Below are 13,495 nucleotides of genomic sequence, written 5' to 3' on the forward strand. Positions count from 1 at the left end.
AATCTCTCGTTAAGAAATCGCGTCCAAAGGTTTAAAGAATAAAGGGCGATAATCGACGACAGTGTTTTCAATATCGCTTTTATCCGGGATCTGAAAACCGGCGCACGGATAAAGCCCCAGCCAGCAATCCTTCATCATCAGGTGCCACCAGTTCACGTCCAGTACGGCATGCTGTGGGGGGGCTTCTTGCTCCAGCATGGCCAGGCTCTGGCGATAATTCTCGCGCAGGGTCGCAAAGTAGTGGCGCTTCACCCGGTACGCGCAGGAACACCATGCCCGGTTTACCCGTATCAGATAATCAATGCTTTTCAGCGGTGTCACGAGCTGATAATTGGCCGCCAGCAGGGCGACGTCCCAGTTAATGGCATCGAGTGTTTTCAGGAAGGCATTGAGTCGGGCAACGCTTTGCCCGTCGCGGATAAACTCAAAGTCATCTTCCAGAATCAGCACGTCTTCCCAGCCTTCCGCTATTGCCATCTCCAGCACGGCAATATGCGATTTGACGCACCCCACCGCACCAGGCGTGGCTTTAATTCCCTCGATGCGGATCACTTTTTCTTTGGGGGCGTTCAGCTCGCGTAGCTGTCGTTTCATATGAACATTACGGTCGCGGCGGTGGGCCAGATTGATGTACACAATCCGGGAAAAGGCGGCCCAGTGAATCGTTTCTTTCATGATCAGTGCCTGATAAATGCGCGTGCAATATCTGCGGGAATGGGCGCGCTTGCCCGCACTTCTACCCCGGTAAACAGATAGCGATGGAGATATTTTTTGAGCTGCTCGTGGCTAAAATTCTGATAAAACGCTCGCCCCAACACCTCTACTGGCTTGTGATACAGCTTCGCTTCCAGGCCGACGGTTGAGTTTATGGTGACCACTCGGGAAGAGGCTTTGATCAGATCGAGGGTGTTTTCCTGGGTAACTTTGAATTTGTAGCGTTGCTGCAGTTTGGCAATATTGACCAGCTCCGATGGCTCCGTTTCCGCCGGGTGAATTTTGACCACCAGATCGCGTTTTTCCTGACGCGCGAGTCGACTGGCGTGTCGGATGGCCTCTTCGTTGCGCAGATCGGCATTGAGCCACAGCTGCGTATCGTACGAGACCTGCAGCGGCAGAAAGATAAAACTACGTTGACGTCCAAGAACCCTGTCCTGAGAAATCTCAGCGATCAGCTTTTCACAAGGATTGTTGCGCGCCTGCAGCGGCGGCTGGCGTTTTTCAGCTTCGTACCCGATCATCCATTGGGTGTGGAAATCCTCCGGCACGTCGGGCAGCGCATCCAGGCATTTCGGGTTAAGCGCCAGCGCAGAGCGGGCGTTGGAACCCTGCGGATCGATAAACACTTTGTTGGGAAAATTCGACAGTTCGATGTAGCGCGTTGTGATGCTGCGCTGCTGGCAAAAGAGCGTGGCGGGCAGTTCAGCCAGGCCATTTCCTGAGCACAGGATCATTTTCCTCAGGCCGTTCAGCTCTGGTTTGTTCATCAGATGGAGCAGGATATACAGATAAATGTTCCAGCAGCGTTGATACTCCAGCTTCTGAATCAAAAATTCGCGTGAGCCACGGATATCGCTATCAATGCGGCTAAAAAGCGAGGGCTTCTGTTGCTGAAAAGCGTCCGGTGTGGGGAGATTCATTTCCCCGGCGATGCGGCACAGAGTGATGTCGCTGAGATTTTCGCTGAGCCACTCCGAGATCGGCTCCCAGGGGGAAATCGCGACAATCGCTTGCTGCTCGTCGGCGGGCAGGGCGTTGATCACGCGGGAATAAAATTGCGCGTTCTCGATGGTTTCCATGTAAAAGCCAATCATCTCACACCTGCCGATAAAGCCAGTTCTCCGGCTCGCCCACATTAAACAGGTTTTGCAGAACGTCCTGCTGCATCGCCAGCACCATGCCGTTGCTGTCGTTCAGGGTTTTGCATTCGGCGGCGATCTGCTCCAGCGAATCCCAGAGCGTGTTGAGCTGTGACTGATTGGCGGCGGGCAGGCGGGTGAAGAGCGTACGCAGGCCGTGCGCGCCGGCGGGAATCCCGAGCTGGGTCAGGAGCTGATAGCGCTGTCGGCTGTTTTCCAGAAGCTGCTCATACACTGTGAAAATGCTGGCGTTCAGCGCCTCCAGTTCCTGCGCGTTGCGCGCGATCAGCAGCTGACGCTGATCCTTCAGCAGGGATTTCAGCTGGCCGTAACGGTTACGGTCGTCAACCATCCCCTGGATCAGCGTTTTGACGCTCTGTGCGGCGTTACTCATGTTTACCTCTGATAGTATTGCTCTATCGCGCTGGTCAGGGCATCGAGATCGACGCTGATTTTCCCGCTGGCGATAGCCTCTTTCATGCTGGCGACGCGCGCCATATCGACTTCTGGCATGGTTGCCAGCTGCGTCTGCGCATCACCCAGAACCGGGTCAATGGCGGTGGTGCGTGCGACTTTCATCTCCTCAGCACCTGCGGTGCGAGTCTGTGCTGTCGCACTGGACTGATTGATCGCGCTCGTCATGGCGTACTGTGGGGATGTCACTTTCATCGCTTACTCCATCTTCTTGTTTGTGCAGGTTGCGTCAGCTATCTGGCGGGCGGAAAAAACCTTTCCGATCTCCTTACCCCTGTAAAGCGACGCGCTGAGGGCGAAACTTAAACCCGGCGTAAAGTTTTTTAATTTTTCGCGCTGAGGTTTGTTCGGACCACGCCCATGTCGCTGACGATGGCGGTCACTTCCCGCTCGCTGCTCTCATTTTTCACTTTGATCATCTCGCCTTTGCGCCCTTTTTTGGTGGCGATCCCCATGGTGCGGGCCTCGACGCCGTCCTGATCGGCAATCATCAGCACCCGCTGACCGCGCTCGACCATCACCGGCGAATCCAGCTGACTCATGCTCAACGGCTGAAGTTCACGCACGCGGCGCTTGAGCGTCAGGCCCACCACGTCGTCGGGATGGGTGATGTAGCCGCTGCGCAAGTTGCTGATATTGAACTTCTTCAGGGTGATATCGGAGGGAGCGAGCACATGCCCGCGCTCAAGGGTGTTTTTGGCCATCAGCACGGAAAGATAGATATCCGGTTTGACCGTCACCGCCACTTCCCAGCCGTTCGCGCTGTCACAGCGCACATCAAAACGCAGCCTGCGCAGATCGAGGCGCTCGCCCGAGGGCATGCTGACTGTCAGCGGCGCGCCACACGGGGCGTATTGCGAGATCTCAGAAGGAATAAACAGATTGAGCTTCGCCTGGTAATCCTCCCAGCGATTGCGCTGCGCTTCCAGGCGAATGGCGTCGGAAGCCGCCTGCTGGACGCGGGTATGCACCTGCTTGCGGGCGCTGGCAGGCGTCGGGGGGGCGGCGGCGGAAGTCGCGGCAAAGCACAGTAATGCTGCGGCCAGAGTGAGGCGGAAAAAGGCCTTCCCGTTATGCGATGCAGATGGTGATAAAATGCTATGAATCATGATGTTATAAACCTGGCACGATAGTTGCTTTAAAGATTGCAGCAACACGGACTATCGGCACTGTCCACCATCACGAAGGAGTGAGTTGTGAGTATTAGTTTTGATAAGGCATTGGGCGTTCATCCGCAAGCTGTAGCACTTCGACTTTCCAGGGCGGAACTGCTTTCAGCAAACCTGGCTAACGTCGATACACCCAATTTCCAGGCTAAAGATATTGATTTTGCCGCGGAGATGCAACGTTCGCAGCGGGATTTCTTTCCCGGCTCGGCGGCGCAGAAGATGTATCGCGTGCCCTATCAGCCCTCCTCGGACGGCAACACCGTCGCGCTGGATGTGGAACAAACAGAGTTTGCCAAAAACGTTCAGGACTACCAGATGAGCCTGGCGTTTTTAAACATGAAATTCACTGGCCTGAAGAAGGCCATTGAAGGCAAGTAATTGAATCAGGTAACGATTAATGGCTTTTACCGATATCTACCGAGTCTCAGGCTCGGCCATGACGGCACAAACCGTCCGCCTGAACACCGTCGCCAGTAACCTCGCCAACGCCGATACCGCGGCGACGGCAGAGGCGGGCGTCTACAAAGCGCGTCGTCCGGTCTTCGCGGCGGTGTACCAGAACGACGAGTTGCTGAACAACAACGGCTTGTCCGGCGCCCGCGTGCAGGTGATGGACGTGGTGGAATCCGGCAATGCGGTGCAGCGGTATGAACCGCATCACCCGATGGCGAACCCGGACGGTTACGTCTGGTATCCCGACATCAACGTGGTGGAAGAGATGGCGGACATGATGTCCGCGTCGCGCAACTTCGAAACCAACGTCGATGTTCTTAACAATGTAAAAAGCATGCAGCAGAGCCTGCTGCGTCTGGGCGAGGCGTAATAGATGAGCGTGAATGGCGTTTCCACTCAATCCGGCACCACCACTTACGACAGCGGTGTATCCGCCAATGACAACAGCGCGGCGGGGATGAACAACCTGTTTATGCAGCTGCTGGTGGCACAAATCCAGAACCAGGACCCGTTGAACCCGACCGATGGCACCGAATACGTCGGCCAGCTCGCGCAGCTGACCCAGGTGCAGTCGATGGAGACCATGTCGAAATTAATGGCTAACAACGCGGTGTTGATGGACAACCTGCAGACCCTGTCAACGGGCAACCTGGTGGGCCAGAAGGTGATGGTTCAGACCGACACCATCAACACCGACGGCAGCACCAACATTGAAGGCCGTCTGACGCTGGATCATGCCGCCAACACCGTCACGGTGATCGTCAAAGACGAAAGCGGCACCGAGACCAAAATCGAGCTGGGCAAACAGGAAGCCGGTTCCGTGGACTTCACTATCGACCCGCAGGAACTGGGGCTGAAAGAGGGCAAGTACACCATGATGGTGATGACCGACAACGAACCGGCCAAAGTGCCGATCGAAGTCGGCGGCGTGGTGAGCAACGTGCGTATCCCGCTCGACGGCACCGCGACCGTGCTCAACATCACCGGCATCGGCGAAGTGGCATACAACAACATCACCCAGTTTGGTCAATCCAGCGATAAAACCCCTAAGGGATTAACGAGTTAATCAGGAATTACTATGAGCTTTGATATTGCAGTTTCTGGCCTGAATGCCATCAACCAACAGCTTGGGGCGATCTCCAACAACATCGCCAACTCCGGCACCGTGGGCTTTAAATCCGGCCGCGCTGAGTTTGCTTCTTTATATGCCGAAGGCCAGCCGCTGGGCGTGGGCGTCACCGGCGTGGCGCAGAGTATCTCCAAAAGCGGAACCATTTTTGCCTCTGCCAACAGCCTGGATCTGGCGATCAACGGCGACGGCTTCTTTATGATGCGCGACAGCACTGGCACCACCGCCTACACCCGCGCGGGCTATATGCAAACCGACAACAACGGCAACCTGATCAACAACCTGGGCATGTACCTGCAGGGTTATCCGGTCGATGCTAACGGTGTGGTACAGACCGGCACCATCGGCAATCTGACCATCAGCAGCGGCTCGATTCCGGCGAAAGCGACCAGCACTCTCGACTTTACCGCCAACCTGAACGCCAACGAAAAACTGCCGGAAAACGCCACCTTCGATCCGAAGGACGAAAAATCCTACAACCACACCTACGCCACGCAGGTGTTCGACTCCCTGGGCCGCGAACACACCATGAAGCAGTACTTCGTGAAAACCTCCGACAACGAGTGGGAAGTGCACTACTACATGGACGATCAGGATCTCGGCACCACCGAGAAAATGACCTTCACCGAGCAGGGCGTGTTGCAGGCGCCGACCGGGCCGGTGACCGTTAATGCGGATATTCCTGGCGCGGAAGGCATCGAACTGACCCTGAGCTACAGCGGCACCACCCAGTTCGGCTCCGATTTCTCGGTCAGTAAAAACAGCGGCAACGGCTACGCCTCGGGCGAACGTACCGGGCAGATGATCGACAAAGACGGCAGCGTCTACGCCACCTTCTCCAACGGCGAGCGCCTGCTGCAGGGCCAGCTGGTGCTGGCGAGCTTCTCCAACCCGAACGGCCTCTCGTCCCAGGATGGCACCACCTGGTCGCAAACCGCCAGCTCCGGCACGCCGCTGACGGGCGCGCCGGGCACCGGCCTGCTGGGGGCGATCAGCTCCAACACTCTGGAAGGTTCTAACGTCGATCTCACCGCCGAACTGGTCGGGCTGATGACGGCGCAGCGTAACTACCAGGCCAACACCAAAGTGATCAGCACCAACGACAGCATGATGAATTCGCTGTTCCAGGCCCTGTAATGGACCACTTAATTTATACCGCCGTAAGCGGGGCGTCCCGCAGCCTCGCCCAGCAGCAGATCCACGCGAATAACCTGGCGAACGTCAACACCCAGGGGTTTCGTCACGATCTGGACAGCGCGATGTCGCAGCAGATCCAGGGGGAGGGTTATGCCTCCCGTTTTCTGGTGCAACAGCAGCAGGGCGGCGTCGATTTGACGCCGGGCGCGACGCGTGAAACCGGGCGCGATCTCGACGTCGCCGTCAAAGGCAGCGGCCTGATTGCGCTGGTCAGCGGCAACCGCGAGGTCTACACCCGCAACGGCCAGATGGAAGTCGGCCCGGAAGGCGATCTGACCATCGACGGTCTGCCGGTCTCCGGCGACAACGGCCCGATCGTGCTCCCACCGTTTTCGTCCGTCAGCATCGCCGACGACGGGGTGATCACCATCGTGGCGGACGACGGTGATATTGCCGCGCCGATGGACGTCGACCGCATCAAGCTGGTGGATATCGCCGCTGACCAGTTGAGCAAAAACAGTGCCGGTTTCCTGGTGACCAACGCCAACGTCAATCCGCGTACCGAAGAGGTGGAAGTGGTTTCCGGCCACCTGGAAACCTCGAACGTCTCGGCGATTAACGAAATGGTCTCCAGCATCGCGCTCAACCGTCAGTTCGAAGCGCAAATCAAAATGATGAAGGCGGCAGAAGATCTGGCGACAGCGGGCAATCGCCTGCTGCGTAACGCCTGATTTTTTCCCGCTTAGCGAAAAGGAAAACCCATGAATCCCGCTTTATGGATCAGTAAAACCGGTCTTGCCGCGCAAGACGCGAAGATGAGCGCCATCTCCAACAACCTGGCGAACGTCAACACCACCGGGTTTAAGCGCGATCGCGTGATGTTCGCCGATCTGTTCTATCAGAATCAGCGCACGCCGGGCGGTCAGCTTGACCAGAACAACACCTCGCCGACGGGCATTCAGTTCGGTACCGGCGTCAAAATCGTCGGCACCCAGAAAGAGTTCACCACCGGCAACATCCAGAACACCGGACAGACGCTGGACGTCGCCATCACCGGCCAGGGCTTTTTCCAGGTCGAAACCAGCGACGGCGATATCGCCTACACCCGCGCCGGTAACTTCCAGAAAAACCCGGACGGCCTGCTGACCAACGCCCAGGGCCTGCCGCTGGTGCCGCAGATTGAACTGCCGGACAACGTCAAAGATCTGCAGATCGGCAAAGACGGCACCGTCACCGCGACGGTCGCGGGCGAAGCTGACCCGGTGGAACTGGGACAGATCACCCTGGTTAACTTCGTCAATCCGGCCGGACTGGAAGCCCTCGGCGGCAACCTGTATCGCGAAACCGCCGCCAGCGGCGAAGCGGTGGAAGGCGTGGCGGGCGAAGAGGCGTTCGGGCAGCTCGAACAGGGCTCGCTGGAAGGCTCCAACGTTCAGGTCGTGGAAGAGATGGTGGATATGATCACCGTTCAGCGCGCCTACGAGATGAACGCCAAAATGGTCTCGGCGGCGGATGACATGCTCAAATTTGTCACGCAGTCGATGTAACGCGTGAAGTGAAAAAGAAATGAAAAAGCAGTTAGTTATTGGATTTGTTGCGCTGCTGCTGGCCGGGTGTGAAAGCCCGGCGCTGTTAGTGCAAAAAGATGACGCGGCCTACGCGCCGCCAGAAGATTTCTCCATGCCGACCACCAAAGTGCAGGGCGGCGGGCTGTATAACGGCAACTACAACTGGTCCCTGACGCAGGACCGCCGCGCCTATCGCGTGGGCGACATCCTGACGGTGAAACTGGACGAATCCACCCAGGCCAGCAAACAGGCGCGGACCAACTTCGGCAAGAAAAACGACGTCTCGATTGGCGTGCCGGAAGCCTTTGGTCACTCCGTGGATAAGCTGTCCGGCTCCATTGACGGCAGCCGCAACTTCAACGGCAACGCCACCTCGCAGCAGCAAAACAGCCTGCGCGGGGCCATCACCGTGGCGGTCTACAAAGTGCTGCCTAACGGCGTGCTCGCGGTGCGTGGTGAAAAATGGCTGACCCTCAATCAGGGCGATGAATACATGCGCGTCACCGGACTGGTGCGTGCGGAAGACGTGGAGCGCGATAACTCGGTCTCCTCCCAGCGGATCGCCAACGCGCGCATCTCCTACGCCGGACGCGGGGCGCTCAGCGACTCCAACTCCGCAGGCTGGCTGACGCGCTTCTTCAACCATCCGCTGTTCCCAATTTAATGGAGTCTGCGATGCGTAAAGCAATGCTCTTTCTGATGCTGCTCTGGACGACGGCGGCCAGCGCAGAGCGCCTGGGAAATGTGGTCGATATTCAGGGCGTGCGCGGCAACCAGCTGGTGGGTTACAGCCTGGTGGTCGGCCTCGACGGCACCGGCGATAAAAACCAGGTGAAATTCACCAGCCAGTCGGTGACTAACATGCTGCGCCAGTTTGGCGTCCAGTTGCCGACCAAAATCGATCCGAAAGTGAAAAACGTCGCCGCCGTGGCGATCAGCGCCACGCTTCCGCCGGGCTATGCGCGCGGGCAGAGTATCGACATCACCGTTTCGTCGATTGGCGATGCCAAAAGCCTGCGCGGCGGCACCTTGCTCCTGACGCAGCTGCGCGGGGCCGACGGCGAAGTCTACGCCCTGGCGCAGGGCAACGTGGTGGTAGGTGGTGTCAAAGCCGAAGGCAACAGCGGATCGAGCGTGACCATCAACACGCCAACCGTGGGTCGCGTGCCGAATGGCGGATCCGTCGAGCGCGAAGTACCGTCTGATTTTCAGCAGAACAACCAGGTGATCCTCAACCTCAAACGCCCAAGCTTTAAAACCGCCAACAGCGTGGCCGTGGCGCTGAACAGCGCGTTTGGCTCCGGGACGGCGACCGCGCAGAGCGCCACCAACGTGACGGTCAACGCGCCGCTGTCGGCGGGCGAACGCGTGGCCTTTATGTCGATGCTGGAAGACGTGCAAATTAATGCGGGCAAACAGCCGCCGCGCGTGGTGTTCAACGCCCGTACCGGCACCGTGGTGATCGGCGACGGCGTGGTGGTGCGCGCTGCGGCGGTGTCTCACGGCAACCTGACCGTGACCATTCGTGAATCCTCGAACGTCAGCCAGCCGGGCGCGTTCAGCCAGGGTCAGACGGTGGTCACGCCGCAAAGTGACGTCGATGTGAATCGCGGCAGCGGCCAGATGGTGACCATCGCGGCGGGCACCAGCCTGCGCAGCATTGTGAATACCATCAACAGCCTCGGCGCGTCGCCGGACGACACCATGGCGATCCTGCAGGCCCTGCACGAAGCGGGCGCGCTCGATGCCGAACTGGTTGTGATTTAAGGAACAGAAGATGCTACAGGCGATCAAACCCCAGACCAGCGTTCTGCCCGGCGATTTTACCGGCCAGGTGAAACCACAGAATCTCGAGCAGGCGGCGGAGCAGTTCGAAGGCATTTTTCTGCGCTCGATGCTCCAGCAAATGCGTAAAGCCTCCGAAGCGCTGGTGGACAACAATCCGTTCGACAGCAAACAGCAGCGGATGATGCGCGATTTTTACGACGACAAGCTGGCATCCCAGCTGGCGTCCCAGCGCAGCACGGGCATTGCCCAGATGATCATCACCCAGCTCGGCCCGCAGGAGAGTGCGCCGCTTAAGAATTCGCAGGGAATGGTCGCTTTACAGGAACATCCGAAGACATTAACGCCCCCCGTCGTTCCGGTAATACGCCGCGGGCAGGAGTAATCCATGAACATGATCAACATTGCCTTTAGCGGCCTGCAGGCAGCGCAGTTTGGGATGAGCGTGACCTCCATGAACATCTCCAACGTGCTGACGCCGGGCTACAGCCGTCAGGGCATTATCCAGAGCTCCGTCACCACCCTGGGGCCGGGCGGCATGTCCGCCGGGGCGGGCGTGCAGGTGGACAGCATCCGCCGCATTTCCGATCAGTACCTGACGGGCCAGGTTTGGCAGAGCAACAGCAAAGCCAACTACTACGGGATCAACAACCAGTATCTCAGCTCGCTGGAGAAGGTGATTGGCACCGACTCCACCAGTCTGGGTAACGGTCTGGATGATTTCTTCTCGGCCTTGAGCGCGTTAACCGCCGGGCCGGAAAGCGAAGCCAACCGCCAGCAGCTGTTGAACCAGGCGCAGTCTCTGGCGACCCGTTTCAACAACATGAACGACTTCATCGACAGCCAGAAAACCTCGGTCAGTAATCAGCGCAACACCATGGTCGATCAGATGAACACCCTGACCGCCGGGATCGCCGACTACAACAAGAAAATCATGGAGATGGACTCGACGGGCGGGAACAGCAACGTCCTGCGCGATCAGCGTGACGAGCTGGTGAAACAGCTCAGCACCTACAGCGACGTGAAAGTCACGGAAGACAGCAACGGCAGCTACTCCGTGTCGATGAAAAACGGTCAGCCGCTGGTGAGCGGCAAAGTGGCCGGGCAGCTCAGCGCTACCACCGACGCCAAGGGTAACTCCGTATTAAACCTGAAATTTTCCGGCAGCGATTTCTCGCTCAACCCGTCGACCGGCGGCCAGCTCGGCGCGCTGTACGACTACGAAACCGGCGATCTGGCGGATATGCAGGCCTCCGTGCAGGGGATGGCGGAGACCGTCGCCACGCTGTTTAACGATCAGCTGGCACAGGGCTTCGACAAGAACGGCAATCCGGGCAAACCGCTGTTTACCTTCGATCTGACCAATCCGGCGGGCATGTTGCAGGTCAACGATCTCAAACCTGACGAACTGGCGCTCTCCGGAAATAAGGACGAGCAGGGTAACGGCGACAACCTGAAGGCGCTGATCGACCTGAAAAACAAAAAGGTCGATATCGGCGGGATGGGCAACATGAGCCTGAACGAAGGGGCGGCGGCGATCATCTCCAACATCGGTATCGCCAGCAAACAGTCGAAGAGCGAGCTGGAGGCAGCGCAGGCGGTGTTTGACCAGGCGCAGCTGCAGCGCAACAACCTCAGCGCGGTCAATCAGGACGAAGAGGCGATTAACCTGCAGGTTTATATGCAGGCGTATCAGTCCAACGTCAAAGTGATTGCCACCGGCAACCAGATTTTTACCGACCTGTTAGGCCTGTTCTAAGGGTTGTGAAGGAACGAAATTATGCGAATCAGTAGTCTTTATAATTCCGACGCCATGATGGCGCAGCTTGGCGTCAACGGCACCCGTATGAGCAAGCTGATGGAGCAGATGGCGACCCAGAAGCGAATCAACGTCCCGTCGGACGACCCGGTGGCCGCGACCCGTCTGGTGCAGCTCAACCGCGAGCAGTCGGCCATTCAGCAGTATCAGAGCAACATCTCGCGCCTCAGCGGATCGCTGTCGAGCCAGGAAGCGCACGTTACCGCGATGAGCAACCAGCTCCTGTCGCTCAATGACAAACTGCTGGCGGCGGCCAACGGCGACACGCACAGCAGCGAAGATATGGTGGGTTTTGGCAACGAGCTGTCGTCGATGCTCGATTCGCTGGTGGCGTCGATCAACGCCCAGAACGAAAACGGTAGCTATCTCTTCTCCGGCACCAAAACGGACGCCAAACCGGTGGTCTGGGATGAGGCGCAGGGGAAATACATTTACCAGGGCAACGATGGTACCCGGGAAACCACGGTCGCCAACGGCGTGAACGTCACCGAAAACACCAACGTCGTGCAGGCGTTTGGTAACGGCACCGATCTGGAGATGCTGAACAAGCTGAAAGCCCTGAGTGAGAAAATGCAGGACCCGAGCATTCCGGTCAGCGACTATCAGGATGATATGAACGAGATGCTATCCCTTTCGTCTGATACCCGCGACAAAGTGGCGGCGCAGCTGACCGATCTGGGTGGACGCCAGAACCGACTGACTATGCTCGGCGATGCCCATACGGACGTCAGCACCGCCAACGATCAGGTGGTGCGCGACCTGTCGGATACCGACTGGGCGACGACCAGCATCAACCTTCAGCTGTACACCAACTCGGTACAGGTCACTAACAAAGCGTACAGCATGATCAGTCAGCTCTCGCTCTTCAGCATGTTGTAATGGTTATGCAGGTAGGATTAAAAACCACCACCGCCTCCAGCACCGCCTCCAGCACCGCGTCCGCCGTCCGGACGTCGCCGGGGGCACCGGCGCAAATTGCACGAACGGAGCGCGTGGCGAATACCCCGCGCGCGACGGCGCCATTCCCCGAGGCGGCGCTGCTTTCGCGCCGTCCGATGCGCTATAACGTCCAGCTTAATCAGCAGCTGACGGCGGTTCAGCAGGCGGACAATTATCTGTCAGAAGCCGAGACCCAGCTGCTGGTGCTGCGTCATCAAAAAGGTTCAGCTCCGTCGGGCCTGAACACGCTGCTGCATCAGCGCGGACAGCTGTCGGGTGGGACGATCGATCGCAACTTCAACATCACGCTCCAGCAAAAAAGCCAGGTGAACTTCACCCTGCCGGGCGTTGAAAAACTGTTGGATCAGCCCCAGGGAGAGACGCTGGTATTTCAGCTCGGCGGCGGCCAGCGCGAACTGACAGCCGTGGCGCTGCCTGCAAACTCTTCGCCGCGTCAGGTGCTGGCGCATCTCAATGTGGGGCTTGGCCGCTTAGGCATTAACGCGACACTGGCCCCCGAGGGGAAGGTCGCTTTCCAGGTCGACGAAGCCCGCTGGTCGCGCGTCAGCCAGCATCTCAGCGTGCGCGGCGAAGGACAACATTTCGCGGCGGATGCGTTCACCCTGTTGGCTCCGCAGGCGGAAACCAGCCGCGAAGATGAGATTGGTTTGTTAGTCAGTCGCTGGGAGCGTGGCGACGGGAAGAAGTTGCAGCAGACGCTGGACCAGATTACTCGCGAGCGCAGCAAATTACATTTCCATCAGGACCGCGTCGCGACGCGCATTCAGGATATGTCGACGGTTTACACGCCGGGCGAAGCGCTCGAAACGGCGCGCGCGCTGGGAGATGCATTAGCCGGGAGCGGCAAGCAGTTTGGATTGCTGACGCAAGCGCTGGCAGCGCAGGGGAATGTGCATCAGGTGACGGTGAAGAATTTGTTGGGCTAAACATACGCTCGATCGATCCCCTCTCCCCTTTGGGGAGAGGGTCAGGGTGAGGGGAAAATACTACTCAGTTTTTATTTTCTCTCTCCACCTGCTTCAAATTATTCTTTCCATTTTTTTGACCTCAACAACGATATCCCATCAATTAAAAAGACTACACTGCCGTCCTGCATAAATACTTACTGAATACATTTTGTTAAGTAATGATAAGGACATTATTAA

General features: G+C 58.0%; 17 protein-coding genes. 12 read left to right on the forward strand and 5 right to left on the reverse strand.

Annotation, left to right across the window (positions count from 1 at the left end; all coding sequences use genetic code 11):
* Nucleotides 1-9: 9 nt before the first annotated feature.
* The 5 genes from AC3WS9_RS01650 to flgA form a co-directional block, all read right to left on the reverse strand.
* Nucleotides 10-675, reverse strand: coding sequence for a glycosyltransferase family 25 protein (locus tag AC3WS9_RS01650; protein WP_492486339.1), 666 nt, complete (start codon nt 673-675; stop codon nt 10-12).
* A gap of 2 nt (nt 676-677) precedes the next feature.
* Nucleotides 678-1,811 (reverse strand): capsular polysaccharide export protein, LipB/KpsS family, encoded by a 1,134-nt coding sequence (locus tag AC3WS9_RS01655; RefSeq protein ID WP_492486340.1) that lies wholly within the window; start codon nt 1,809-1,811, stop codon nt 678-680.
* Between the two features lies 1 nt (nt 1,812).
* Nucleotides 1,813-2,250: a flagella synthesis protein FlgN gene (locus tag AC3WS9_RS01660; protein WP_282494789.1), complete on the reverse strand. Its 438-nt coding sequence runs from the start codon at nt 2,248-2,250 to the stop codon at nt 1,813-1,815.
* 2 nt (nt 2,251-2,252) lie between these two features.
* Nucleotides 2,253-2,525 (reverse strand): flagellar biosynthesis anti-sigma factor FlgM, encoded by a 273-nt coding sequence (gene flgM / locus AC3WS9_RS01665; RefSeq protein ID WP_282494788.1) that lies wholly within the window; start codon nt 2,523-2,525, stop codon nt 2,253-2,255.
* A gap of 128 nt (nt 2,526-2,653) precedes the next feature.
* Nucleotides 2,654-3,439 carry a flagellar basal body P-ring formation chaperone FlgA gene (flgA, locus tag AC3WS9_RS01670; RefSeq protein ID WP_492486343.1) on the reverse strand — a complete coding sequence of 262 codons (786 nt, stop codon included), beginning with the start codon at nt 3,437-3,439 and terminating at the stop codon, nt 2,654-2,656.
* A gap of 87 nt (nt 3,440-3,526) precedes the next feature.
* On the opposite strand from flgA, the gene flgB reads away from it, so the two are divergent.
* From flgB to AC3WS9_RS01730, 12 genes are read left to right on the forward strand one after another with little or no spacing between them, the layout of a single operon-like run.
* On the forward strand, nt 3,527-3,877 hold the full coding sequence (flgB, locus tag AC3WS9_RS01675) for a flagellar basal body rod protein FlgB (protein WP_282494786.1): 351 nt from the start codon (nt 3,527-3,529) through the stop codon (nt 3,875-3,877).
* A 19-nt stretch (nt 3,878-3,896) separates the two neighbouring features.
* Nucleotides 3,897-4,322 carry a flagellar basal body rod protein FlgC gene (flgC, locus tag AC3WS9_RS01680; RefSeq protein ID WP_285145934.1) on the forward strand — a complete coding sequence of 142 codons (426 nt, stop codon included), beginning with the start codon at nt 3,897-3,899 and terminating at the stop codon, nt 4,320-4,322.
* Between the two features lie 3 nt (nt 4,323-4,325).
* A complete protein-coding gene (flgD, locus tag AC3WS9_RS01685) occupies nt 4,326-5,018 on the forward strand; it encodes a flagellar hook assembly protein FlgD (RefSeq protein ID WP_492486345.1) in 693 nt (230 codons plus the stop codon).
* Nucleotides 5,019-5,030: 12 nt separating this feature from the next.
* The gene (flgE, locus tag AC3WS9_RS01690) at nt 5,031-6,218 is read left to right on the forward strand and encodes a flagellar hook protein FlgE (protein ID WP_285157518.1); all 1,188 of its coding nucleotides are present in this window, start codon (nt 5,031-5,033) and stop codon (nt 6,216-6,218) included.
* Nucleotides 6,218-6,949 (forward strand): flagellar basal body rod protein FlgF, encoded by a 732-nt coding sequence (locus tag AC3WS9_RS01695; RefSeq protein ID WP_285145937.1) that lies wholly within the window; start codon nt 6,218-6,220, stop codon nt 6,947-6,949. Before flgE ends, AC3WS9_RS01695 begins: the two co-directional genes overlap by 1 nt.
* Before the next feature lie 30 nt (nt 6,950-6,979).
* Entirely contained in the window at nt 6,980-7,765 is a 786-nt protein-coding gene (gene flgG, locus AC3WS9_RS01700; protein WP_282494781.1) for a flagellar basal-body rod protein FlgG, read from the forward strand.
* Between the two features lie 19 nt (nt 7,766-7,784).
* Nucleotides 7,785-8,450 (forward strand): flagellar basal body L-ring protein FlgH, encoded by a 666-nt coding sequence (gene flgH / locus AC3WS9_RS01705; RefSeq protein ID WP_282494780.1) that lies wholly within the window; start codon nt 7,785-7,787, stop codon nt 8,448-8,450.
* Between the two features lie 11 nt (nt 8,451-8,461).
* Nucleotides 8,462-9,553, forward strand: coding sequence for a flagellar basal body P-ring protein FlgI (locus AC3WS9_RS01710; RefSeq protein ID WP_285145939.1), 1,092 nt, complete (start codon nt 8,462-8,464; stop codon nt 9,551-9,553).
* A gap of 10 nt (nt 9,554-9,563) precedes the next feature.
* The gene (locus tag AC3WS9_RS01715; RefSeq protein ID WP_129036130.1) at nt 9,564-9,956 is read left to right on the forward strand and encodes a rod-binding protein; all 393 of its coding nucleotides are present in this window, start codon (nt 9,564-9,566) and stop codon (nt 9,954-9,956) included.
* Nucleotides 9,957-9,959: 3 nt separating this feature from the next.
* The gene (flgK, locus tag AC3WS9_RS01720; RefSeq protein WP_492486349.1) at nt 9,960-11,330 is read left to right on the forward strand and encodes a flagellar hook-associated protein FlgK; all 1,371 of its coding nucleotides are present in this window, start codon (nt 9,960-9,962) and stop codon (nt 11,328-11,330) included.
* A 21-nt stretch (nt 11,331-11,351) separates the two neighbouring features.
* Nucleotides 11,352-12,269, forward strand: a complete 918-nt coding sequence (gene flgL / locus AC3WS9_RS01725; RefSeq protein WP_492486351.1) for a flagellar hook-associated protein FlgL — start codon at nt 11,352-11,354, stop codon at nt 12,267-12,269.
* Complete coding sequence (locus AC3WS9_RS01730) at nt 12,269-13,276, forward strand: hypothetical protein (RefSeq protein ID WP_492486353.1); 1,008 nt, start codon at nt 12,269-12,271, stop codon at nt 13,274-13,276. The genes flgL and AC3WS9_RS01730 overlap by 1 nt, the downstream gene beginning before the upstream one ends.
* The last annotated feature ends 219 nt before the right edge of the window (nt 13,277-13,495 follow it).

Source organism: Lelliottia sp. EB106-05-01-XG201 (assembly GCF_058791735.1).